Source organism: Adhaeribacter soli, assembly GCF_008727925.1.
In the GTDB taxonomy this organism is placed as follows: domain Bacteria; phylum Bacteroidota; class Bacteroidia; order Cytophagales; family Hymenobacteraceae; genus Adhaeribacter_A; species Adhaeribacter_A soli.
Genome location: NZ_VTWT01000002.1, coordinates 186873 through 209644 on the forward strand (window position 1 = coordinate 186873; position 22772 = coordinate 209644).

Here is a 22772-nt window from a genome sequence, read left to right on the forward strand (position 1 = left end):
GACCGGCTACCGCAATCGGTATAGGTTAAGTTACAAAACCGGTATACTTCAGGTTATAAAATACCTTTTTAAAATTCAATGCGGTAATTCAGCACCGGAATAAGGCCGGTCTGGGTGATGGTTTTCACTTCTTTCAGGTCCTGGTCATAAAACTGGCGGTACACGTTCAGGCGGTTGGTTACGTTCTGAATATCCAGGGATAGAACATACGAAGCCCTGGGTTTGTTTTTACGGTAACTTACCCGGATATCGGTACGGAAATAATCTTCGGCCTGCTTTGCGTAACTTTCCTTTTCCAGGTAAACCGCATGGCCTTCCTGAATCGACTTTTCCTGATCTATCGGGGTGTAGCGGTTGCCGCCAGCCCAGAGTAACCGAATATTAGCGCCGATCTGGTTGGTTTTTTCGGCACCTACTTTAAACTCCTTCCCTCCTACTACATTCAGAATATGGTTGCCGTTGAAGCGGGTGTTTCGTTCGATGCCATCGGCGGCGGTGTATCTGGAATTGTAAAGCGAACTGGTGATCAGGAAATAAATATTATTGGTGAAGAATTTTTCCAGGCTGAGTTCCAGTCCGTAATTCCGGCCGGTGCCCTGGCTAACCAGGCTGTCGGTGATAAATCCATCTTCGGCATTCAGGGCGGCAAAGGAGCTTTTCGGGTCGGCGCCAATGGCTACATCGTAGAGCTGCTGGTAATAAGTTTCGGCTTTGAAACGGAGGTCTTCGCGCAGCATCTGATCGTAGGAAAGTACGAAATGACGGGCTTTGGTAAGTTCCAGGTTTTTGTTGAACTGGCTGTACTGTCCGTTTGCCAGTGGCTGCCGGGCAAAGTAAACGGCCATGGATTCGTGGCGGCTGTGCACGCCGAAAGCGGCTCCCAGGGCCTGCGTTGAAGAAAAATTCCAACGCAAGCCTAAGCGTGGTTCTACGGAAGTGTTGCCGTTCAGCCCCAGCCGGATAACGTGGAGCCCGGAATTCAGCGTCACGTTTTCCAGAATGCGGTATTTCCACTGTCCGTAGGTTTGTACAATGCCGGTAGCGCCGTCGTTATCCATGTAGCGCTGAAAAACCTTGTCTTCGTTCCGGCCTTCGCTGAAAAGGTCGAAACCCAGTCGGCTGTAAATAGCTCCGAAACGGATGGTGTGCTGATTGCTGAGCTTATGGTTATAAAGGGTAGAAACGCGGGCCGAGGTATTCCGGAATTCTTCCTGGTAAAAAGTGGTGGCTTTAAAATCGGTGCCGATGGAATCGTAGTAATATTTGTTGAAGTTGCCGGAAAGGGAAAGTACGGTTTCTAGGTAGGCGTTCGGGTTCACAAAGTAAACGTGCGACAAGCCGGCCGCGCCCATTCCTGCCCGGAAAACATCATCAAAGCGATCCCTTTTCTCTACCCATTTGGAAGCATCCCGTTCGGCTTCGGCCACTTGAGAACTATAGCCGCCAAGCCCCCACACTGAAAACGTTCCGGCTTTAGCTGTTGGCAGGTGCATTTTAAAAGCCAAGTCCTGAAAATCCGGAGCAGCATCGCCGGCAATTTTCACCCCGATTTTGTTCAGAATAGCTAAGGTAGAATAACGGTAGTTAGCCAGGTATGAGCCTTTTCCGCCTTCTTTAAACGGACCTTCGGCCGCAAAATCTACTCCCAGCACGCCGGCCTGAAAAGCATATTCCCGTTTCTCGTTATTGCCTTTCCGGAGCTTCATATCGAAAATTCCGGATAAGGCATTACCGTATTCCGCCGGAAAAGCGCCGGTGTAGAAATCGGAATTATCGAGCATGTTCACGCTCAGGATGCTTACGCCGCCGCCGGAAGCTCCCTCCTGGCCGAAGTGACTGGGGTTTGGAATTTCCACGCCTTCCATGCGCCAGAGTACGCCCTTCGGAGAATTGCCGCGCACTACAATTTCATTACCGCCATCGTCTACCGAGGCTACGCCGGCATAATTCAGGGCGGCGCGGGCCGGATCGTTGACGCTGGCGGCATAGCGTTTGGTTTCTTCTACCGAAATGGAGCGGGCGCTGAGCGTAGCCATTTCGTTCAGGGGCTGGCCTTTCTCCTGCTTTGCCCGCACCACTACTTCGTCCATTTCTTTAAAGGTTTCGGTAAGGCCGATGGAAAGCACCAGTTCTTTGCCGGAGCCCAGCAATAATTCCGAGATCACCTGTTCTTCGTAGCCGATGTAATTCACTTTAAGGGTATGGCGACCTACCGGCACTTTCTCGATCCGGAAATTCCCGTCCAGGTCCGTTAAAGTTCCTTTCATGGGGTTGGTGGTTGTAACGGCTACCGAGGCTCCGATCACCGGGCTTTGCGATTCACGATCGATGATGCGGCCGCGGATGGTTTGCGTCAGGCTCTGGGCTCGGAGCTGAAAAGGAAAAATCAGGAATAACAGGCAGGCCACTGCGACAAGAGCTTTCGGGTTTTTAGGGCTTTTTGTTACCGTTTTCCGGGCATTTGTTTCGAATTGCAGGCGGTACTCCTGCTGCGCCTTTTCCCAACCGGCAAAGTAATCGCGGATGTGCGTTGCTTTGGAAAAAAATGATTTCTGCTTCATAGTTTTTTAGACAATAAGGTTTCGGTAACAGCTGAAGGGCTGTTTTAAATAGTTTTAGCAGGAAAATTTTGTGGGTGTTTTTGGGGAGGGAATTACCCTCCGGAGCAGGTTGTAGGTTTAGAAAGAGATGAGCGGAACCCACCCCTGGCCCCTCCGGGGAGGGGAATTGTTTATCATCTTTAATTGTATCGCACAGGCCAAGGCATTGCTACCATTCTTTCATTCAACTTCTATTTGACCTGCAGTAGTTTTTTTGTGGCTACTCCTCACTGATTTACAAACTTCAGATCATTCGTAGGTCCAGGTTTCCGCTCCGCTCAAACTTGAACCAGCAAAAAGATTATGAATTAATTACCTGAATATTCTAGAACCGCAAGCCGGCGTTGAAGCCGATCCACATTTTTACGTTGGTGCCGTTTTTGGAAGTATGATTGTAGAAGGTATTGTTTGCCAGGGTAGAACCTACGTTTTCGGAGCCTTTTTCCTGGTACCGCGATACGGAAACGTTGTAGGTAGGGCCGCCGAAAATGGCAAAGCGTTTGGCAAGCTGAATGGTGCCCAGGAGGCGGAATTTATTCAGCAGGTTCAATTCGTAATCTTCGTACAGGCCATCCGGAATATTTTTGTAGCTTTCTTCTACCACGTAGTAAGACAAGATATCAGTGTTCAGTTTCAGGCGCTTGCTCATGGCCCACTCCGAACCGAAACCGAAGCCGTAACCCCAGCGGTGTTTGTCGTTCAATTCTGCCCCTAAGGCCAGCAAGGTATGGAATTTCGGCACTCCGATCTTAAAAGTAAAGTTGGCATCGAAGTCGTCGGCGGCATAAAATTCGGCTCTTTTGTAACCGCCTTTGTTCACGAAATTAAAAACCCCGATCGGTACGCCGGCGGCGCTGTCGGCAATGTTTATGAAAGCGATCTGAGTGCCTTTGGCACATCTGGCAATGTTGAGGAAACCGGCAGCCTGCACGCCGGAAACGGTATCGGCAATGTTTAAAAACCCGGCTAACTGAGCGCCGTCTACGTTTTTCGCCAGGTTCATATAGCCTGCACCCTGGGCGCCGTTCACATTTTTAGCAATGTTCAGGAAACCGGCAAACTGTCCCCCGTTTATATGGCCTTCCGTTACGTTCATGTACCCGGCAAACTGTCCGCCTTTAATATTGCCGCCGGCGAAATTTATAAAGCTGCCAAATTGCCCGCCTTGTACCGCATATCCTTCGTTGCGCGTTGCAGCAAGTTCCCGGAGATCGGCACGGTGCTTCACCACGTTAAAGAATCCGCTGAACTGCACTCCTTTCACGTACCCCTGTTCCAGGTTCCCGAAACCCGCAAACTCTACCCCTTCCAACGCGGCCGAAGTACCGGCCAGCAAATGTACCGATGTACGGTTCACGTAGCGGTTGGCAGCTGTTCCGTTGGTGCTGATGGGGAAAATAATGCCCAGGTGCGTATCGGTATACAGGATGGAGTCGGAATTGGAGGCTCTTACTTCGTTGTTTAGGCGGGTGGCTCGCAACTTATCCAGGATCGTTTCTTTTTTCTCTTCGGCAGGGTTAGCGGCGCTGGTTTCACTTACGTTTTCACCGGCAGGTACCGCACTTTTTACTTCAAGTTCAGTAGCCTTTTCGGCAGCTTGTTCCGGTTGGGTTTCTGGTGTTGCAGTATTTACAGTTCCGGAATTTGTGGTAGTGGCAGACGTTTCTTTTACCGAAGTTTCTTTTGCTGACGTCTCTTTTGCCAATGTTTCTTTTGCGGTAGTTTCTTTTGCCGTGGCCTGATTTTCCGGTTGCGGATGGGTTACCGTTTTGGCCGTCTGACTGGCTTTGTTTTCGGTAATCGAAGTTGGCAGTTTCTGGAAAGTGGTGGCTTTGGGTTTGTTCTTGGGAAACCCTTTTTTGATGATGATCTGCCCGTTTACCTGTTTGTAGCCCATGTCAGTTTTTTCCAGCAGCACATCCAGCACTTCGGATAAGGGCTTGTCTTTTACTTCGGCCGAAAATCTGGTTTTAGCCGGCAGTTCGTTGTTTAAATAGGAAAAACGGTAGCCGTATTTTTTCTGAATTTGTTGCAGCACTTGCGGCAGGGTGGCGTCTTTTACCTGAAGCGAAACTTTGGTATTCAGGTTTTGCGCCAGTAGCGTTTGCATTGAAAAAATAAGGCAAAGTACTCCCGTAATGAAGAAGCGTATAGTTCTCATTATATAATTTTTAATTTTATAAAGTTCGTTAATTACATCCCTGACCGGAGATCAAGTACCGGTCGCCGTTTTTGGTGATCTTCAGATTGCCTGTAGCGGCCAGCACTTCCAATACTTCGTTTAATTCCGGATCCTGGAAAGAAGTGGTGAAGCGGCAGTTGCGTAGGGCATCGTTTTGAATGATAATGGTAATGTTAAAATAGTGTTCCAGTTCTTTGGTTAATTGTTCGAGCTGTAAATTGGTAAAAGCTAAGTTCTTTGTTTTCCAAGCCTGGAAATTTTTACTTTCTATTACTTTTTTAGCCGGAACGGTACCGTTTTCTTTTAAAACCCCTTCCTGACCCGGCACCAGGAAAATGGCATCGTCGGTTTCGGTGCGGGCAAAAGCCACTTTCCCGGTTACTACCTGCACCTTTACTTCTTTTGCATCGTAGGCCCGGAGGTTGAAGGAAGTGCCGATCACTTCGGTTTTCGTGCCCTGGGCGAAAATGGTGAAACGTTTGCCTTCGGCTTTGGCGACTTCAAAAAAAGCTTCGCCGGTTAGTTTTACAGTCCGGTTTTCCTTCTGAAAATTCTCCGGATAAGAAAACGTACTGTTCTGGTTCAGCGAAACTTTACTGCCATCGGCTAGCATGATGGTTTTGGTTTCGCCGGCGGCCGTTCTTACTTCTGTCCAGTTTTGCGCCGGCGTACGGGTCAGGAAGTAAAAGCTTACCATAATGAACAGGGCGATGGAAGCGGCAATGCCGTACATCGGGCCGCGGTTCATTTTCCGGACAACCGGCGCTTTCGGCGATTCGGCTTCGCGGGCCTGCACTTTCATCCGGAAGCGCTGCCAGCCTTTTTCCACGTCGGGTTCGTAGTTATCTGAAGGCAAGGCGATGCCGGACCAGACTTTTTGAGCCTGTTTTAGTAGCGATTCCGCTTCCGGATCCTGTTCCCGCTGCTGCCGGAGCCAGGCCTGGTCTTCTTCCGGGGCATTTCCGCTGACGCCGGCTGCCAGCTTTTCCCAGAATTTTTCCCGCTTGTCTTCCATTTTCAATTATTAAACAAATAAAGGCGCTTCGCGCAATTAAAAATTAGAAATTACTTATCAGGTTGATTCGGTAATACTCTAAACCTGTTCTAAAATTTAATTAGCGGAGCAAACCACAAAAGTAAATTTTATTTTCATTCACTTTTAATGGCATGTCGCAAGGCATTAATCTACCTTACTGATGCTGCCGCTGCCCGAAACGGAGGAATTTTCCGCCGGATTGCCTTTGTAATAAACCTTGCCGGAGCCGCTCACTTGCGCTGAAAGCTTTTCGATAGCCATAACTTCTGCCCTGCCGGAACCGCTGATGCCGATATCGGAGATTTTAGTAGTGAAACCGAAGGCTTTTAACTTGCCGGAACCGGAGATTTCCAAGTCGTGGGTGCTGGCATCGCCGTAGTAGGTTATTTCGCCGGAGCCGGAGATGCGGGTTTGTACATCGGCGGCCCCTTTCAGGGTTAGATTAACCGTGCTGCTGCCCGAAGTACTTACTTTAAAATCGTTTACCTGCCAGTCGGTGGCGCCAATTACCCGGTTCGCACCCGATAAATTTATTTCTTTCAGGTTCGGCGTGGAAAGGTACACCCGCACTGGCTCGTCGATCTTTACGTTGTCTTTGTTGAATTCAATTTTCAGTTCGTTGTTGCGGGTAGTAGTAATTACTTCGGCCAAAACGTTCTCCTGACCTTCCAGTTTAATATCCTGCGCTGGTCCCTGGGTTAAATAAATCTCGAACTCACCGCCCACGCTAATGGCCTCGTAAGTGCCAACGGTCCGGGTTTTGGAAATGATGTCGCCTTTGCCGCGCAAAGTTTCTTTGTTGCAGGAAGTAAAAGCAAAGGCAGTAAGTAAAAGGCAAAATGCCAGGTAATTTCTGAAGAAAGAATATTTCATTTTATCTTAGTTTTTAAGTCCGTTCTGGTAAGTCTGAAGAAGCCGGCGCCGGGTGTCTTCCCCTATAAAACATTTTCCCTATCCTCTACCCTACCATGCATCTGAAAAAAAAATTAAAATAATTCTGAGATCAGAAGCAAAAGCAGCCCTACGAGGTATTCTTTCAGGTTTTCGCGGAGCCGCTGCAGGGCAATGCCCATGTGTTTTTCGACTGATTTCACCGAAACTTCCAGCCTTTCGGCAATTTCTTTGTAACTGAGTTCTTCGAAACGGCTCAGGGAAAATACCAGTCGGGTTTTAGGCGGAAGGCTGTCGATGGCCTGCAGAATTTGCGTTTCGGTTTCGAGCAAGTTCAGATTCTTTTCGGCCGTTTCGCCGCCGGCCAGTACCATTTCCAGCGGATCGATATCGGTATTCTTTTTTTGCTGCTTCAGGAAATTCAGGGCGGTGTTGTAGCAGGAACGGTACAGGTAGGCCTGCATGGCGGCATCGAGCTGCAGGGTTTCGCGCATTTCCCATACTTTCATAAATACCTCCTGCACAATATCTTCGGCAAAACTGGCGTCGCGAAGAATGCGGTAAAGACTCTTACACAGACCCGCGTAATATTGCCGGAAAAGCATTTCTACTTTCTCTTCCGGGCTTAAATTCTGGTAAAACGACACTGCCTTGGCGACAGGTTTTTCTACTTCCATTACAAGGGCTGCAAAACTTCCGCAAAAGTATTCTATTTTCTTTTAAAAGCCTGCTGAAATTGTGGGTTGTCTTTCATAATTTAATTAGTTGTTCTGGGGAGTTTTTCTGCCTGAAAAGCTACTGTTTTTCATAGCTGGCATTCTTTATCAGTAGCTGAAGTATTTCATTTCTCTTCCTATTCTTTTGTTCCCGAAAAACCACTGGGTGTTCCAAATGAAAAATAACTGCCCCTTCCCTCCTTTGTCGGGACAGGCTCTTGAAAAGGAGGGGAGCTCTACACTGCGAACTTCCCGCTATTCTACATCAGGTTGGGTATTGTCCTGAAAATCCTTTAATCCTGAAAATCCTGATTCTGATAATTAAATAGTAGCGCCCTTTGCTGTGCAGAATAGCCATATTGTGCAATATCAAAAAATGGCATTATATTTGGAAACCACTATATCGATTCCGGATTTGCAGTTTAGTGGCCAGAAACTTCAGATCAGCTTTCCTTTTTATCCGCTTTTTATCCGCAAATTTTATTTAGAAAAAATACTATGAAGAAATCTACTTTTTTTATGCCTTTAATAGCGGCAACGCTGCTGTTTACCGGCACCGTAAATGCCCAATCGAAACTTAGTAAAGCCAAAAATAATGCGAAGCTGGAAACTGCAACGGCTTCCGTTCCGGCTGCTGACCTGGCCGGAATCGTGGACAACACCCCGAAAGACGATACGCCTTTGGAGAAAGTACTCCGAGATGCGGACCCGATCATCGAGAAAACCGACAAAGGCAGCATTAACTGGACGTCGCAATACGTGGAGGCAACCGGCATTTCGATTCTGGATACCGAACGGTTTAAGAATGCGGCTCAGGCAAGGGTTATGGCTACCCGCGGCGCGGTGGTAGATGCCCAGCGCAACCTGCTGGAAACCATTAAAGGCGTGCAGGTAACAGGCGAAACTACGGTGGAGAATTTTATGACGACCAGCGACAAAGTTACTACCAAAGTAGAAGGCGTGATAAAGGGCGCCTACATGGTAGGTAATCCGCGCACCACACCGGATGGCGCCATTGAAGTTACGATGCGCGTGCCGCTATACGCGAAAAATGGTATTGCTTCCGCGGTAATTGAAGAAGTACCGGCTACTATTCAGGAACATTCTAAACAGATCCAGATGGTCTCCGGTGGTCCGGAAGCTATTTCGGAAGCCGGACCTTTACAAGCAACCCCTGCTCCGATTGCTGCCAATGCCAAACAGGCCAGCGCTAAAACTTCGGCCGCTAAAACTGCCGGCTTAACCACCGAAAGCGGCAAACCCATCGTCTTCAACCTCGACGGCAAAGCCATGGATCCTTCCATGTTCCCGGTAATTTTCGACCAGAAGGGCGAAGTTGCCCTGGATATGAGCAAGCTTTACGACCCGAATAAAGGCCAGTTCCCGAAGATCCTGCAATCTACCAAAGACGTGATGAAGAATGCCAACTTTAAAAAAGGCGTGGAGATCATCGACCTGATCCAGGACAAAGCTACCGGGCAGCTCAAACTAGCCGATACAAATAAAGCCAAAATTAACTGGGGAAAAATAGGGAACGTGGCCGGAAAAGTAGCGAGCTTCTTACTATTATTGATCTAAAAGGCTATTTTTCAAACTGTTAATACTACACTATGAAAATACAAAAATTCACTCTGCTGCTGCTCTTCGTTTTTTGCTGGTTCAGCGGCTATTCCCAGAATAATGGCGTTTCTGAAGTTTCGGCCAAAGGCATAGGCGTAGCCCGCGCCGATGCGTTGCAGGATGCGCTGCGGAATGCGATCGGGCAGGCGACCGGCGTGGCTTTGTCTTCTACTACCCAGGTCGAGAACTTTGCCGTAATTTCCGACGCCATTGCCACGAACCAGAAAGGCTACATCAGTTCCTACAAGGTAACTTCCGAAGGGAAAGAAGGCGATACGTACGCCGTAAACGTGAAGGCGCTCGTAAGCATGTCGGCGCTGAAAGCGGATGCGCAATTGCTGTATAAAAGTATTGGTGGTGTGCGCTTCCTGGTTACTTATAATCCGGAAGGCAAAACCAAAGATGAACTCAATTATTACGAATTTGCCGTAAACCGCATCAACACCTATCTGGGCAAACGGAATTACCGCTATGTAGAGCCGAACCGCGCCAAAGAACTGCAGCGCGAAGCCATGAATATGGCCGAAGACGGCAGCACTACGCCCCTCACTTTCGTGCAGCAACTGGGTTTACTTTCCAACGCCCAGTTCATCATTTTCCTGAACAACGTGGCCGTAGATAAAAAATCGGAAGCCTTCGAAACCCGCACCCTTTCCAAACTTACCCTCGACCTTTCGACTTACGATAACTGTACCGCCGAAGGCCTGGGCATGAAGCATTTCGAAAGCGATTACGTGAACGACGAAGGCGCGAAAACCCGTTTCGAGCTGATCACCGGTCAGCTGGATGAGAATATGGACGATGTGCTGAACACTTTTAACACCTACGTGGGTAACTGGGTAAACAACGGCACGCCTTACGAACTGCGCTTTTACCAGAGCGGCACTTACCGCGACCTCCGTACCCTCCGCGATAAAATGAAAGCGGACGCTAGTTTTGGCGGCGACCTGGAAATTGTAAGCGCCGAAAATTACACCAAAGTAAACTGCACCTTCCGCAAAAAACCCGATGAACTGGCCGATAAACTGCTGGACCTGGCCGATGCCATTCCGGCCCTGAAACCAAAGAATATGGACGTGAAACTGATTTACGGCCGGCAGATCTCCTTTGCCCCGCAAACCGCCAAAGTAGCCGAGCTGCAGCAAGCCCAGAAGCTAAATCCGGACCTGAGCGCGGATGCCGGTTCGGAAGAAGCTGCTCCTGCCCCGCCTAAAACGATATCAAAAACGCCCGCAAAAGCGCCTGCTAAAAAACCGGCTGCTAAAGTTGTAACCAAGAAAATCGTAAAAAAATAAAGCTATGCAAAAGAAAATAGTACTCTTTCTGATGTTCCTGCTCAGCAGCGCGTCTATTCTGAAAGCCCAGTTTCCCGAGGATAATCCTTATAACGGCGTGCCTTCCCACGTAACGGTTTTTGCCAAGGACGGCGATAAGTTCTGGCTTATTCTGAACGGGGAAAAACAGAATGAAAAACCGGCTGCCAACGTTAAGATCGGCAACCTGACTTCCGGGGATTACAAGATAAAAGTGATCTTCGAAAACTCGAAAATTCCTTCTTTGGATGACCGGATGTACGCGCGCGATTACGACAACAATGCCCTGAACGTGGTATATGAAATAAAGAAAAACAAGAAAGGCAATGCCATGGTAATGCGCCTGGTTAGCGCCGAAATTACTGGCAAACCAAATCCCAAAAGGCCACGCCCGCAATTAGATGGTGACTTTGACCAGTTCGATAAGCCCCAGAATTCCAATCAGGCGGGAACAAATCCTGCTATTCCGCAACCGGTTCCCGGACAAAAGCCCGGGCAGGTGCCAATGCCGGTCATGACCACGAAGGATAATGTAGTTGAGGTGAATGACGGCCAGGTAACCCACCAAACAAATATGAATACCGGCGCCGTTACCATAACCGATAATGCTACCGGAAAACCGGTTTTCACGAATAATGTTGAAGTTCAGCCCGCCAATCCAGGAAAACCGGTTCCGGCCTCTGGCGCTGCAAAACCAACTCCGGCCGGCTGCAGCAAACCTATGGCGGATGCTACTTTCCAGACCCAGCTTGCATCCATAAAAAAGCAAAACTTCTCCGATACCAAAATGAAAGTGGCTAAAACCATGATCAGCAAAAACTGCCTGAGCACCAACCAGGTAACCGCCGTGCTGAATACCCTCAGCATGGAATCTGACAAAGTACAGATGGCCAAGTTTGCTTACCCGTACACCATCGACAAAGAAAACTACCTGACCATTACCGATATCTTTAAATTCAGTTCTTCAACCAGTGAGCTGACAAAATTTTTAGATGCCCAATAAACGGTACAGAAACGGTATAAAAAACCCGGAAAAAAGCAAAGCTCTTTCAGGAATGAAGGAGCTTTGCTTTTTTTAAGACGATGCAATCTTATTTCAAAAAAACTGAAATGCTTCAGCCGTAATGCAAAAAAAAGCTTTCACTTATCAGGATTTATGATGCATGCAGCCCAATTTGAAACATAAAGTGATTAAAAATAACCGGCACAGCCTTGCATCCTCTAACATCTCAAAACAGACTCTGCTCATTATCAACACGTTATTTTTAACATCAAAATGTTATTTTTAACCTTAAAATAAATTTTTGTTATTTCTTATTATTCCCTAATATTGTGCGCTTTGTTCAAACTAGCAAACGCACCTTAACAAGTTGCCTTATTGAGTTAACCTGAATTTTAAGGCGCGGGCTTTTTAGCTCAGAGAACGGTTCAGGCTTTACAATATTAATTTATGCAGTTCAATAAATTTAATTGTGTCGGATTGACTTTTATATTTTTACTTTTAAAATAATTTATAAATTAACACCCAACATTTAAAAGCAAACTATCAATTAACTTAAACTTTCAAATCATGAAAAAAACAGCTACTCTTTTAGGTGCATTTGCACTTAGCCTTTTAAGCTTCCAGAGCTTTTCCCAGGTAAAACTTGGACTGAAAGCCGGAGCCAACATCAGTACTTTCGGTTATGATTTTAAAGATTCCGAAGAAGAGACTTTATCAAATGATATTACCAAAAATAAAATCGGATATCATGTTGGTTTAGCCGCTGAATTTGGTTTCACTGATAACCTTAGCTTGCAATCCGGTTTAATCTGGACAAATAAGGGTGCCAAATATGATTACAGCCTGTCTGAAGACGGAGTAGAAATGGAAATTAAAGGTAAGACTTCTTTAAATTACCTGGAGATTCCTCTAAACTTAACCTATAAAATCAGCAACTTCCAGATTCAGGCAGGTCCTTATGTAGCCTACGGTATTGGTGGAAAAGAAGAATTAGAATCAAAATTCACTTTCATGGGTGAGACTGATACAGATAAAGATGATGCTGATGTAAAATTCAAAAACACAGTTGAAGAAAGTGATTTTGATGAGGAAAATACTACTTTCTATCGGGCTCTGGATCTTGGCTTAAATTTTGGTATTGGTTACATGGCCGGTCCAGTATTATTAAATGCTAATTATTCTTTAGGTATGTCGAACTTAACACCTGATTTTGATGGTGATGATGATGACTCTGCTGATGACAGCAAAATTAAAAACAGAGTAATCGGTATTTCTGCTACTTATTTCTTTGGTGGTAAATAATCCCATTAGTCAGTAAAATAAACAGCCTGATTTCAGGCATTTTTAAAAAAAACAGCCGCCGTATTCATTCACGGCGGCTGTTTTTTTTACTTGAAAGATAGTAACAGCTGCTTTACCAACCGGCATTAACCTCTGAACAACAACGCTACACTCCCGTGGCCGGGCTTCCGGAATGCGGTCCTTCCCAACAATGCGGGCGCCCGAAAACCCGCGACATCCAACAAAGGATCATTAAAAGAAATGACCAGGATCATAGACCTTTAGCCGTTTCCCGGCGAACTTTCCGAAAAAAAAGAATCTATGAAAAAGTTAATGTATGGCTATGTAGCAATGGCAGCTTTTGCACTGGCCTCCTGTACCCAAACCAATCAACCCGAATCAGCAACCGCGGCCACTGAATCGCATCTGCAGGAAGAAGGTGCTGCGGCTGCCGGGCAATCGGCGGTAGCGGACAATGAATCGCAGAAAAATGTGGTGCAAACGGCGGTTGGTTCCCCGGATCATACTACCCTGGTTACGGCCGTAAAAACGGCGGGGCTGGTAGATGTGCTTTCGAATGCCGGTCCGTTTACAGTCTTTGCGCCAACCAACGAGGCCTTTGCCAAACTACCAAAAGGAACCGTAGAAGGCTTGCTGAAAGAAGAAAAGCGTAGCGACCTGCGGAATATTCTGCAATACCACGTGTATGTGGGTGCGCTTAATGCCGAAAGCTTTGAAGATGGTCAGAGTTTAGGGCAGGTGAACGGCGGCCGCGTAACCATGGGCGTGAAAGACGGCAAAGTTACCGTAAACGGCGCTACCATTCTGGCCTCCATTCCTACTTCCAACGGCGTAGTGCACGTTATAGACCAGGTTTTACTACCGCAATAAGCAACGTTTTAGGTTTAGAGCCAGAAGCCCGTCGTTTCCGTTTCCGGAAGCGGCGGGCTTTTTGGCAAGTAAGGTATTTTAATTACCGGGTTTATACGGGCAAAACCATAGCATTCTTCCATTAAATCTTCCGTAAAAATCAATACCGGTTCATTTTCAGCAACGCCTTTACTTCCTTCAAACCGTCTTCGGTTTTCAGGCGGGTTGTCAGCTCTTCCAGCACTTTAATATTCTGCTTCAGCGCTTTTGCTTCGTATTTCAGGTCTACGTATTTCAAGGAGCCGGGGAACATTGCGTATCGCCGTAAGGCCTGAAACCGCGGATGTTGCGGCACCATAAACGCTTCTTCTTCCAGATCGGCAACCTGTTCTTTGAGCACCTGGTTGTAAATACTTAGCTTTTCGTCGGTCAGTTTATTAAGGTTGGTTTCCTCGGCCTGAATCCATTCCAGCTCCAGTTTCAGCAACGTGTGCAGGTCGTTGTTTTTATAAGCAATGGTAAGCTCTTTCATCAGGGCTTCTTTACGGGTTTTCTGGCCGGCATCGGGCTCCAGATCGGGGTGCAGCATTTTGGCCAGTTGCTTGTAAATGGTACCAATGCTTTTGTTCCGCAGTTCTTCGGCCAGGCGTTCGCGTGCTTCTTTTTCGAGCTGTTTTTTAGTCTTCTTTCGTACTGTTTTGGCTTTTTCCTTTGGTTCGGCCTGCCGTTCAAAGTCGCCTTCAAGCTCGTTTATCTTTTGGAAGATCCCTTCCTGGCTGGCGTTCAGGTCCAGGTCTGAAAGGTCCATATCAAAACCCATCGCGTCAAACACCTCCGACATCTGCTTTTTCATTTGTTCGGCATCCTGCTTTTCGGCTTCTTCCAGGGTCATTCCTTCCAGGGTTTCGAACATCTCTTGGAGTTCGGCATCCGGTTCCCCGGGCAAGCCGTTCAAAACCTCGTTCAGCAGGTTTATCAGGATCTCCTTCAGAACTTTCCGCTCTCCTTTAGGCAGTTTTTTGGGCTCAGTATAATACGGGTAAAGGCTGAAGAGCAACCCGCGCCGAAGTGCCAGTTCATCTGTTTCCAGAGGGTGAATTTGCGCCACATAATAGTTCAGCTTCTCTTCCAGGATCTGCCCATCGGAAGCAATTTGCCTTTGCAGTTTCTCTATTCGTTTCACCAGCCGGTTAAAGGTTTGCTGAGCCTTGCTGAGCACCTGCTTTTCTTTTTTTCCAATGGTAAGACCCCGAGAAGCTGGGTTATTTTCTTCAGCGGCGGTTTTCTTTGGTTTGGGCATAAGCTCCGGATTTCAAACGAAGAATCGGTAAAAACAGAACGTTACCTCCGGAGCAAGGCTACCCCGCCGGACCCAACCAAGGCATCTTCCACCAGCCCTAAAGCCATATCCGGTAAGCCGCTCCTTTGCCCCAGCATTTTACGGAGGTAAAAGAAACCGTAAGAAGCAGCCAGCGCGCCGGCCATGCCCAGCAAGGCCCCGTTGAGCTTGGGTTTTTCGTTCGCACCGGCTACCGTTGCCCCCACCACGGCTCCCGATAAAACCCGGAATGCCAGTTGCGGAAATACGATCCGGTTAGGCGTAAGGGGAAGTTTATCGCCGATCACTTCTGCCCCTGCCAGGAATTTCAACCCGGTAGCTACGATTGGCCGCTGCAGATACCTTAGACGCGTATTGTACAAGGCTCCGGCCGGATCGTTGGCCAGGAAGTGACTTAACAGGGCGGGCGCTGCCATGGCGCGCATGCCGGCTATGGCACCTAAGCCCAAAGCCTGCAGATTTACGTTTGGTTTCTTATTTTTCATGAGCTTCTCAGGAGGTTAAATTGTGTAACTGAAACCTATACGCAAGCCGTTATCTTTTGATTTCCAAACCTCTTATGGCAATAAGTAAAAGGCATTGGTATTTGGATATTGGTATCCGGACCAGGATTATTCAAGCCTTTTTAAGTAAGCAGATCCGGTAATAGTATTTTCTTTCAGGTCAGGGGGTTATTTTAGTCCTGCTGTTTAGTTTATTTTCCAGTAACGGGTATACAGTTAGAACCGCCAGACGCTGGAATTCCCGAAAAAACGATATCCTTATTCACAAAAAAACCGGAACGCATGCATCCCGGTTTTTAAACAGCTTCTGAATATTGGCAGATCAATTTTTCTTAAGCTTGTCCGATTTCAGTTCCTTTTCGATGCCGGCCGTGATGGAATGCACCTGCCTTACCAGCCGTTTATCGGTTAACCGCATTCTTTTAACTACCTGTTTGCCGCCGAAATTCTGGTTCTTTCCCGAAATATTCAGCGTAGAGGCCTGAATGGAAAATGCATAACGGTTATTCGGGTTGCTTAAGGCAAAGAGCATCCGGTAAGCATAGAAGGCAGTTAATGGCGGAAGCGCAAAGTAATGGCGGAATTTTTTATAGGTTTTATCCAGGGCATTAATGCTGAAAAATTCCACCTGCCCGATCTGATGGTCTTTGCAATATTGCCAGTAAGCTGGCTCGTACATGCCTAATTGAAAGTAATTATAGTTGTTTCTATCTGCCTGCCGCCAAACGCTCATCATATCGAACACGGCAACAGCTTCTTCGGTTTGCCGGGTAAAGTAATCGGTGGCAAAATGGATTTCGCGGGCAGTTCCTTTTCCTTTAAAATAAGATGTAAGCAACAGCTGCTGAGCGGCTTGCTTCTGTTCGCTTTCCAGCCAGGAATTGCGGTAGCCGTAAAGGTAATCTTTGGTATAGGCAATGTCGTCTATTAAAAGCAGCTTTCTGGTGCCGGCCGGCAAATTCAGGTCCTGCCGCAGCAGTGCCTGGGCAAACTCCGGGTAGCGCGCCTCCGGACTGGCTAAATACCGCTCCAGGCTTTCGGTGCGCTGCTTTTCATTTTTAGCATAATACAGTGCCTTGCTTAAATGCACCTCGGTAAGGTTGGCGGCCTCGGCCTTGCCGGCAAAATACGCAAAGGCCTGGTCGTAGGTCTGGTAAGAGGCCTGGTTCAGGGTGGGGTGTTGGGCATTCAGGGCAGCCACCAGGTTACTGTCAGGCAGCAGGAAGCCGAGATTTTTGGTGATCCCTTCTTTCTTTGCAAAATAGTTATGCTGCATGTGCGCGGTCAGGAAACCCCGGTCGCCCAGGGTCTGGTCGGCATAAACCATTTTCCGGATACCCTCCACCAGCAACATGAGGTAATGCGGGTTTTCGGGTTGCGATAGATGGGCCACGTAGGCATTACTGACCACCGAGATCAGGCTGTTCTGGCTGGCCATCAGGTTCAGTTTTTCCTGAGTCGCCAAAGCTTTCAGGCGGTTAAATTTCTCCTCATCTACAATAAAGTTATGGGTATTGCTTCCGGAAGCGTTCTTTTGAAAACGCATGGCCGTCTGAAAACGCAGCATGGTGGCCGGGTGGCTGCCGTACGATTTTAAACTGGCTTCGTAGGTTTTGCTTTCCTGCAGTTCATGCCGTTTTTCCAGATCAAGTAAGATCTTAGTGAGCGCTACCATTCCTTGCGGATCATATCCCGCCTTATAGGCTAAATTAAAGCCGACACTATCGGCCTCCGATTCCTGCAAGCGGCTGTATTTCATTTGCTTTGCGTTCAGGATCAGATCGGCAAACGGGATCAGGCGGTTAAGTTTGCGCTGGCTTTTCAGGCTCCCCATATAACCGTTGCGGCCATGCGTATAGAGGTAATGCGTAAGCTCGTGGCCAAGTAAGTAAGCCAGCGTTGCTTCGTCTTTCATGTTCGGAAGCATCCCGATATTAAAGAAAATGCTGCCTTCCGGCATGGCACTGGCATTTTCTTCGGGCGAACGGGCAATGTAAACTTTTATGGCGCCATTATTTTTCAGGGAATCCGGCAAGATCCGGTACATTACCTGGTTCAGGTAATCTTCCATTTCGGTAAAGCCATAATAGATATTGCCCATGCTTAACTCCCGCTTTATGGCGTAAGCTACATCTTCCGAAAACCTTTCCGAATCGCGGAGCTTAATGGTGGGTGCCTGGTTCTTTCCCAATACCTGCCGGTATTTCTCCGGTAAAGGCACTTTGTAAGCTTCCGGGGTCTGGGCCGGGAATTTGTACTTAAACCAATCTGAGGTTTGGGAGAAAGCTAACTGAGTACCGAACAGGCAGGTAAGCAGGCAAAGGGAATGTAAACGTTTCAACATAGATCAGAATCCTCAACCAAATTTATAACAAAGCGGCTTCTTTCACAAAAGAACCGGACGAACTGCCGGAAAAATTTGACAGCAATTTTGTTTAAGCAGGTGAAAGCGTAGGTGACTTCCGGAATATTTTGCAAATTCCGGCACCTGAATAGCGGACTTTACGCAAGTTTTCTTGAGGTCCCCCTTTGGAGGGGGTAGGGGGAGGACAGGAGAATTATCTGATTTTTAATGAAGATCAAATAAAGTGAAAATCCTCCCCCTACCCCCTCCAAAGGGGGACCTTTCTCCTGCTTGCATAACGTCAGTTAATAATTTCCGGAAATACCTACTTTCTTGCAGGCACAATAAAACAGTACATGAAAAAGCTCCTCCTTTCGCTATTGGTTTTTCTGCTGCTTTTTATAGCGTTTCTGGTTATCCGGACCGTTACCTTCCGTTCCCGGCAACTGCAGGTGGCCGCATTACCCAAAGTTCCGGTTTCCGATTCGGCCAAATTCCATCTGGCTGAAGCGATCCGAATCAGAACTATTTCGCCCGAAGATCCGGCGGCATTCGATTCAACTGCTTTTTACCGGTTCCGGGAATTCCTGCGCAAAACGTACCCGCTTTCGGAGCAAAGACTGCAGCCGAAAACGATCAATAAATTCAGCTTGCTATACAAATGGGAAGGCTCCGATGCCGGCTTGAAACCGGTGATCTTAATGGGGCACCTGGATGTAGTGCCGGTGGCAGAGGAAAGCCTGAAGGATTGGAAAGCGGCGCCTTTTGGCGGGGAAATAAAAGACGGTTACATCTGGGGCCGCGGCGCGATCGATGACAAAATGAGCGTGATCGGCATCCTGGAAGCTACGGAAAAGCTGCTGGAGCAAGGCTTTCAACCGAAACGCACGCTTTACCTGGCTTTTGGGCACGACGAAGAAATTGGCGGCAGAAACGGCGCGCAGGCTATTGTAAAGCATTTGCAAACCGAAAACGTAAAGGCCGAATTTGTACTCGACGAAGGGTATGCCATTACCCAGAAACTGGTTCCGGGCCTGGATACCGACGTGGCCCTGATCGGGATCGCCGAGAAAGGTTTTGCTTCGCTGGAACTGACGGCAACCGTAGAAGGCGGCCATTCTTCCATGCCGAAAAACGAAACCGCGATCGATGTAATTTCTCAGGCCCTGGTAACGTTGCGGAAGCATCCGTTTAAACCCACCATTACGCCGCCGGTGCAGGAATTCATTAAAACCCTGGGGCCGGAAATGCCGGCGTTTCAGAAGTTTGCTTTTGCCAATGCCTGGCTCCTGGAACCGCTTATTTTGAAAACCTACCAGAAAACGCCATCCGGCAATGCCTTGGTTTCTACCACCATGGCGCCTACCATTTTCCGGAGCGGCCTGAAAGAAAACGTGATCCCGGCCGAAGCCACCGCGGTGATCAACTTCCGGCTGCTGCCGGGCACCCGTATAAACAGTATTGTTTCGGAGGTAAAAAGGGTGATCAAAGACGACCGCATCCGGATTAAGCTAAAGCCCTTCAGCAGCGAGCCTTCGCCGGTTTCCGGAATCGAAACAGCCGGCTACAACTTGCTAACCCAAACCATTAAGCAAACCTTCCCCAACACCTTAACTTCTCCCAGCCTGGTACTTGCCGCCACCGACAGCCGCTTTTACTACGCCCTCAGCCCGAATGTTTACCGCTTCCTGCCTTACAAGATCAACAAGGAAAATATTAATGCCTTTCACGGGGTGAATGAACGGATTGCGGTGGAGGAGTTTGAAGATGCGGTTCGGTTTTACGAGCGGTTGGTGCGGAATGTGGATTGAAGTTTAATACCGATAAAAAATATTAGCCCCGTTCCTTCCTTCTCAGGAAAAGCGGGACTTCAGTACTTTCAAACATAATATTTTCCTGCTTAACCATCCCTTTTAAAGCGGCCAGTTTGCTTTGTATATAAACCTTCTACTTCTGATAAAGCAACAAAGAAGCTTCATCAATTTGGGATAGCTGTTTATCAGCAGTTACAAGAGGTAAACCGGCATACAAAGCAGAAGCAACAATTATAGCATCGGGCAATTTAATTTTATATTGCCTTCTTAGCGTAATTACTTCTGCTTTTATTGCCATATTTATATCAATAACAGTCGCTTCTTTAATTAGTTTCTGAATAACTCTCAGGTCCGACTCCCCTAATTCTTTATAACCGAGTAGTTCCAGTTCGGTAATAAAGGAAATGTAAATGTGTTTTCCATTAAGAAGTTCAGCAATAGTTTCGTCGCCGGAAATCAGGTAAAGCAGGATATTGGTATCAACGAACAGGCTACTCCCACTCATCGCGCAATGCCTTTTGAACCGCTAAAGGATCTTGTTGCAGCTTTACCTTTCCGCAATACTCATATGCATTTAAGCCTTTCTTTGTTTTCAGATTTGCCAGAATACGCTGAATATGCTGTTTATCTAAGCCTTTTTTAATGATAGTAACCATATCAGATTCGTTAGTAAGTAAATTTAACCATTTTTACTCGGATTTTAAAAGTTTGTTATTTGTCATTAAAAAGTTAAGAGCCCCGCTCCTTCCTCCTCAGGAAAAAGCGGGGCTTCTCAATTTCAATCTAATTCTTCCTACTTAAACATCCCTTTCAAAGCAGCCAGTTTGCTCTGGAAATCGCCTTCCGGTTCGGCTTCTTTTCTTGGGGCATTGCTACGTTGCTTACCGCCGCTTCCACCGCCAGCAGGTTTCGCTGCCATCGGGTCCGATTTCATGGAAAGGGCGATGCGTTTGCGGTTGGCGTCTACTTCCAGTACCGTTACTTCCACGCGTTGCGCTACTTTAACGGCTTCGGCCGGATTGGAGATGAAGCGGTCCGATAAATGGCTCACGTGTACGAGGCCATCCTGGTGCACCCCGATGTCTACGAAGGCGCCGAACGCGGTGATGTTGGTTACGATGCCCGGCAGTTTCATACCCACCCGGAGGTCGGAGATTTCGTTGATGCCATCGGTAAAACTGAAGGCTTCGAAGCTTTCGCGCGGGTCGCGGCCGGGTTTGGCAAGTTCTTTTACAATGTCCTGGAGCGTTGGCAGACCTACGGTTTCGGTTACGTATTTCTTCAGGTCGATCTTGTTGCGGAGTTCGGCGTTTTTCATCAGCTCGGCAATGGACGTGTTCAGATCTTTGGCCATCTTTTCTACCACGTCGTAGCTTTCCGGGTGCACGGCGCTGGCATCGAGCGGATTTTCGGCGTTGCGGATGCGTAAGAAACCTGCTGCCTGCTCAAAGGCTTTATCGCCTAAACGCGGTACTTTTTTCAGGTCTAAGCGCGAACGGAACGGGCCGTTGGCGTTGCGGTAATCGATGATGTTCTGGGCCAGGCTCGGGCCTAAACCGGAAACGTAGGTCAACAGCTGCTTGCTGGCGGTGTTCACTTCCACGCCCACGGCGTTTACGGAGCTCATTACCACATCGTCCAGGGAATGCTTCAAAGCGGTCTGGTCTACGTCGTGCTGGTACTGTCCTACCCCGATGGATTTCGGATCGAGTTTTACCAGTTCGGCCAGCGGGTCCATTAAACGGCGGCCGATGGAAACGGCGCCCCGCACGGTTACGTCGTAATCCGGGAATTCTTCGCGGGCAACGTCGGAAGCAGAATAGATAGAAGCTCCGCTTTCGTTTACCATAACCACGGCAATGCTTTTCGGCAGGTTCAGGCTTTTTACAAAAGCTTCCGTTTCGCGGCTGGCGGTACCGTTACCGATGGCAATGGCTTCTACGTCGAATTTTGCGGCTAATTTCTCTACCGTTTCTGCAGCCATTTTGGCCTGTCCTGCACCCGTGTGCGGGTACACGTTTTCGTTGTGCAGCAGTTTGCCCTGCTTGTCTAATACTACCAGTTTGCAACCGGTTCTGAAGCCCGGGTCTAAAGCCAGCACGGTTTTCTGACCCAATGGAGCAGCTAAAAGAAGCTGACGAAGGTTGTCGGCGAAAACGCGGATGGCTTCTTCGTCGGCGCGCTTTTTGGAGCTCATGCGCACTTCGGTTTCCATAGAAAACTTCAGCATGCGTTTGTAGCTGTCCTTGATCGCCAGTTTCACCTGTTCGGCAGCAGCATTATGACCCGTTACGAATTGGCGCTCTAAAATTTCGATCGCCGCTTCTTCTTCCGGCTGGGCATCGAGCATCAGGATCATTTCTTTTTCACCGCGGCGCAAGGCCAACACTCTATGCGAAGGCGCTTTTTCGATCGGCTCTTCCCACTCGAAATAATCTTTGTACTTCTGGCCTTCTTCTTCTTTGCCCGCTACTACGCGGCTTTTGAACACGCCTTTTTTCTCGAACAGGTTACGAATTTTCGTACGCGCTTCGGCATCTTCGTTCACCCATTCGGCAATAATGTCGCGGGCGCCGGCCAGGGCTTCTTCCTTGTCTTTTACTTCTTTTTCTTCGCTTATAAACTGTTCCGCTTCGACGTCTACATCGAAAGCGGCTTGTTCGAAGAGTTTGGTAGCCAGCGGCTCCAGGCCTTTTTCGCGGGCGATGGTAGCTTTGGTACGGCGCTTCGGTTTGTAAGGCAAATAAATATCTTCGAGCACGGCCATGGTTTCGGCCGCCATGATCTTGGCTTCGAGTTCCGGCGTGAGTTTTTCCTGGTCTTTGATGGATTTCAGGATGGCTTCACGGCGTTTTTCCAGTTCGCGGAGCTGCTCCAGGCGGTCGCGGATGGCCGCGATCTGCACTTCGTCGAGCTCGCCGGTAACTTCTTTCCGGTAACGGGCAATGAAAGGCACGGTGGCGCCTTCGGCTAATAAGTTGGCCGTAGCTTCCAGCGATTTTAAGCCGATGTTCAGCTCGGAAGCTATTTTAATATAATGTTGAATGTCGTCCATTTTTTGAATTTGAAAATTTGGAGATTTGAAGATTTGAAGATTTGAAGATTTGGAAATTATTCCTGAATGCGTGAATCCTCCCCCTACCCCCTCTAAAGGGGGACTGATCGGAAATGCGTTCAGAGAATATTCAGTTCTTCAAATGTTTGTGATTCGTATTTTAAAACTGGTTTTGTCTTTTATCAGACTTCAAAAATACGGTTTA

General features: G+C 47.9%; 17 protein-coding genes. 6 read left to right on the forward strand and 11 right to left on the reverse strand.

Annotated features, from left to right (window positions below):
- Window positions 1–68 precede the first annotated feature (68 nt).
- The 5 genes from F0P94_RS04335 to F0P94_RS04355 all read right to left on the reverse strand — a co-directional run bounded on the left by F0P94_RS04335 (window position 69) and on the right by F0P94_RS04355 (window position 7386).
- Window positions 69–2561, reverse strand: coding sequence for a TonB-dependent receptor (locus tag F0P94_RS04335; RefSeq protein ID WP_150902589.1), 2493 nt, complete (start codon window positions 2559–2561; stop codon window positions 69–71).
- Window positions 2562–2925: 364 nt separating this feature from the next.
- Window positions 2926–4761, reverse strand: a complete 1836-nt coding sequence (locus F0P94_RS04340; protein WP_150902590.1) for a FecR domain-containing protein — start codon at window positions 4759–4761, stop codon at window positions 2926–2928.
- A 28-nt stretch (window positions 4762–4789) separates the two neighbouring features.
- Entirely contained in the window at window positions 4790–5797 is a 1008-nt protein-coding gene (locus F0P94_RS04345; RefSeq protein WP_150902591.1) for a FecR family protein, read from the reverse strand.
- A gap of 165 nt (window positions 5798–5962) precedes the next feature.
- Window positions 5963–6691, reverse strand: coding sequence for a head GIN domain-containing protein (locus tag F0P94_RS04350; RefSeq protein WP_150902592.1), 729 nt, complete (start codon window positions 6689–6691; stop codon window positions 5963–5965).
- Window positions 6692–6804: 113 nt separating this feature from the next.
- Window positions 6805–7386, reverse strand: a complete 582-nt coding sequence (locus F0P94_RS04355) for an RNA polymerase sigma-70 factor (protein WP_150902593.1) — start codon at window positions 7384–7386, stop codon at window positions 6805–6807.
- A gap of 537 nt (window positions 7387–7923) precedes the next feature.
- Here F0P94_RS04355 and F0P94_RS04360 point away from each other — a divergent pair.
- The 5 genes from F0P94_RS04360 (at window position 7924) to F0P94_RS04380 (ending at window position 13533) form a co-directional block, all read left to right on the forward strand.
- Complete coding sequence (locus tag F0P94_RS04360) at window positions 7924–9003, forward strand: LPP20 family lipoprotein (protein ID WP_150902594.1); 1080 nt, start codon at window positions 7924–7926, stop codon at window positions 9001–9003.
- A 32-nt stretch (window positions 9004–9035) separates the two neighbouring features.
- Window positions 9036–10340: a hypothetical protein gene (locus F0P94_RS04365; RefSeq protein ID WP_150902595.1), complete on the forward strand. Its 1305-nt coding sequence runs from the start codon at window positions 9036–9038 to the stop codon at window positions 10338–10340.
- A 4-nt stretch (window positions 10341–10344) separates the two neighbouring features.
- On the forward strand, window positions 10345–11361 hold the full coding sequence (locus F0P94_RS04370) for a DUF4476 domain-containing protein (protein WP_150902596.1): 1017 nt from the start codon (window positions 10345–10347) through the stop codon (window positions 11359–11361).
- A gap of 567 nt (window positions 11362–11928) precedes the next feature.
- A complete protein-coding gene (locus F0P94_RS04375) occupies window positions 11929–12663 on the forward strand; it encodes a porin family protein (protein ID WP_150902597.1) in 735 nt (244 codons plus the stop codon).
- A 300-nt stretch (window positions 12664–12963) separates the two neighbouring features.
- Window positions 12964–13533, forward strand: coding sequence for a fasciclin domain-containing protein (locus F0P94_RS04380; RefSeq protein WP_225307118.1), 570 nt, complete (start codon window positions 12964–12966; stop codon window positions 13531–13533).
- 139 nt (window positions 13534–13672) lie between these two features.
- Here F0P94_RS04380 and F0P94_RS04385 read toward each other — a convergent pair whose 3' ends face one another.
- The 3 genes from F0P94_RS04385 to F0P94_RS04395 all read right to left on the reverse strand — a co-directional run bounded on the left by F0P94_RS04385 (window position 13673) and on the right by F0P94_RS04395 (window position 17698).
- A complete protein-coding gene (locus F0P94_RS04385) occupies window positions 13673–14812 on the reverse strand; it encodes a hypothetical protein (protein WP_150902598.1) in 1140 nt (379 codons plus the stop codon).
- Between the two features lie 41 nt (window positions 14813–14853).
- On the reverse strand, window positions 14854–15336 hold the full coding sequence (locus tag F0P94_RS04390; protein WP_150902599.1) for a DUF4126 family protein: 483 nt from the start codon (window positions 15334–15336) through the stop codon (window positions 14854–14856).
- Window positions 15337–15676: 340 nt separating this feature from the next.
- Window positions 15677–17698, reverse strand: a complete 2022-nt coding sequence (locus F0P94_RS04395) for a M48 family metallopeptidase (RefSeq protein ID WP_150902600.1) — start codon at window positions 17696–17698, stop codon at window positions 15677–15679.
- Between the two features lie 356 nt (window positions 17699–18054).
- On the opposite strand from F0P94_RS04395, the gene F0P94_RS04400 reads away from it, so the two are divergent.
- Window positions 18055–19509 (forward strand): M20 family peptidase, encoded by a 1455-nt coding sequence (locus tag F0P94_RS04400; protein WP_150902601.1) that lies wholly within the window; start codon window positions 18055–18057, stop codon window positions 19507–19509.
- A 136-nt stretch (window positions 19510–19645) separates the two neighbouring features.
- Here the strand turns inward: F0P94_RS04400 and F0P94_RS04405 are convergent, their stop codons facing one another.
- The 3 genes from F0P94_RS04405 to F0P94_RS04410 all read right to left on the reverse strand — a co-directional run bounded on the left by F0P94_RS04405 (window position 19646) and on the right by F0P94_RS04410 (window position 22567).
- Window positions 19646–20017 carry a type II toxin-antitoxin system VapC family toxin gene (locus F0P94_RS04405; RefSeq protein WP_150902602.1) on the reverse strand — a complete coding sequence of 124 codons (372 nt, stop codon included), beginning with the start codon at window positions 20015–20017 and terminating at the stop codon, window positions 19646–19648.
- The gene (locus F0P94_RS19575; protein ID WP_191906912.1) at window positions 20004–20168 is read right to left on the reverse strand and encodes a hypothetical protein; all 165 of its coding nucleotides are present in this window, start codon (window positions 20166–20168) and stop codon (window positions 20004–20006) included. The genes F0P94_RS04405 and F0P94_RS19575 overlap by 14 nt, the downstream gene beginning before the upstream one ends.
- Before the next feature lie 137 nt (window positions 20169–20305).
- Entirely contained in the window at window positions 20306–22567 is a 2262-nt protein-coding gene (locus tag F0P94_RS04410; protein ID WP_150902603.1) for a Tex family protein, read from the reverse strand.
- Window positions 22568–22772 lie beyond the last annotated feature (205 nt).

Excerpts from the sequence above, each read along its gene's own strand:
- F0P94_RS19575 (WP_191906912.1), bottom strand. The coding sequence starts at position 20,168 with ATGGTTACTATCATTAAAAAAGGCTTAGATAAACAGCATATTCAGCGT.
- F0P94_RS04345 (WP_150902591.1), bottom strand. The coding sequence starts at position 5,797 with ATGGAAGACAAGCGGGAAAAATTCTGGGAAAAGCTGGCAGCCGGCGTC.
- F0P94_RS04355 (WP_150902593.1), bottom strand. The coding sequence starts at position 7,386 with ATGGAAGTAGAAAAACCTGTCGCCAAGGCAGTGTCGTTTTACCAGAAT.
- F0P94_RS04390 (WP_150902599.1), bottom strand. The coding sequence starts at position 15,336 with ATGAAAAATAAGAAACCAAACGTAAATCTGCAGGCTTTGGGCTTAGGT.
- F0P94_RS04400 (WP_150902601.1), top strand. The coding sequence starts at position 18,055 with ATGAAAAAGCTCCTCCTTTCGCTATTGGTTTTTCTGCTGCTTTTTATA.
- F0P94_RS04385 (WP_150902598.1), bottom strand. The coding sequence starts at position 14,812 with ATGCCCAAACCAAAGAAAACCGCCGCTGAAGAAAATAACCCAGCTTCT.
- F0P94_RS04380 (WP_225307118.1), top strand. The coding sequence starts at position 12,964 with ATGAAAAAGTTAATGTATGGCTATGTAGCAATGGCAGCTTTTGCACTG.
- F0P94_RS04335 (WP_150902589.1), bottom strand. The coding sequence starts at position 2,561 with ATGAAGCAGAAATCATTTTTTTCCAAAGCAACGCACATCCGCGATTAC.
- F0P94_RS04350 (WP_150902592.1), bottom strand. The coding sequence starts at position 6,691 with ATGAAATATTCTTTCTTCAGAAATTACCTGGCATTTTGCCTTTTACTT.
- F0P94_RS04395 (WP_150902600.1), bottom strand. The coding sequence starts at position 17,698 with ATGTTGAAACGTTTACATTCCCTTTGCCTGCTTACCTGCCTGTTCGGT.
- F0P94_RS04360 (WP_150902594.1), top strand. The coding sequence starts at position 7,924 with ATGAAGAAATCTACTTTTTTTATGCCTTTAATAGCGGCAACGCTGCTG.
- F0P94_RS04340 (WP_150902590.1), bottom strand. The coding sequence starts at position 4,761 with ATGAGAACTATACGCTTCTTCATTACGGGAGTACTTTGCCTTATTTTT.
- F0P94_RS04405 (WP_150902602.1), bottom strand. The coding sequence starts at position 20,017 with ATGAGTGGGAGTAGCCTGTTCGTTGATACCAATATCCTGCTTTACCTG.
- F0P94_RS04410 (WP_150902603.1), bottom strand. The coding sequence starts at position 22,567 with ATGGACGACATTCAACATTATATTAAAATAGCTTCCGAGCTGAACATC.
- F0P94_RS04370 (WP_150902596.1), top strand. The coding sequence starts at position 10,345 with ATGCAAAAGAAAATAGTACTCTTTCTGATGTTCCTGCTCAGCAGCGCG.
- F0P94_RS04365 (WP_150902595.1), top strand. The coding sequence starts at position 9,036 with ATGAAAATACAAAAATTCACTCTGCTGCTGCTCTTCGTTTTTTGCTGG.
- F0P94_RS04375 (WP_150902597.1), top strand. The coding sequence starts at position 11,929 with ATGAAAAAAACAGCTACTCTTTTAGGTGCATTTGCACTTAGCCTTTTA.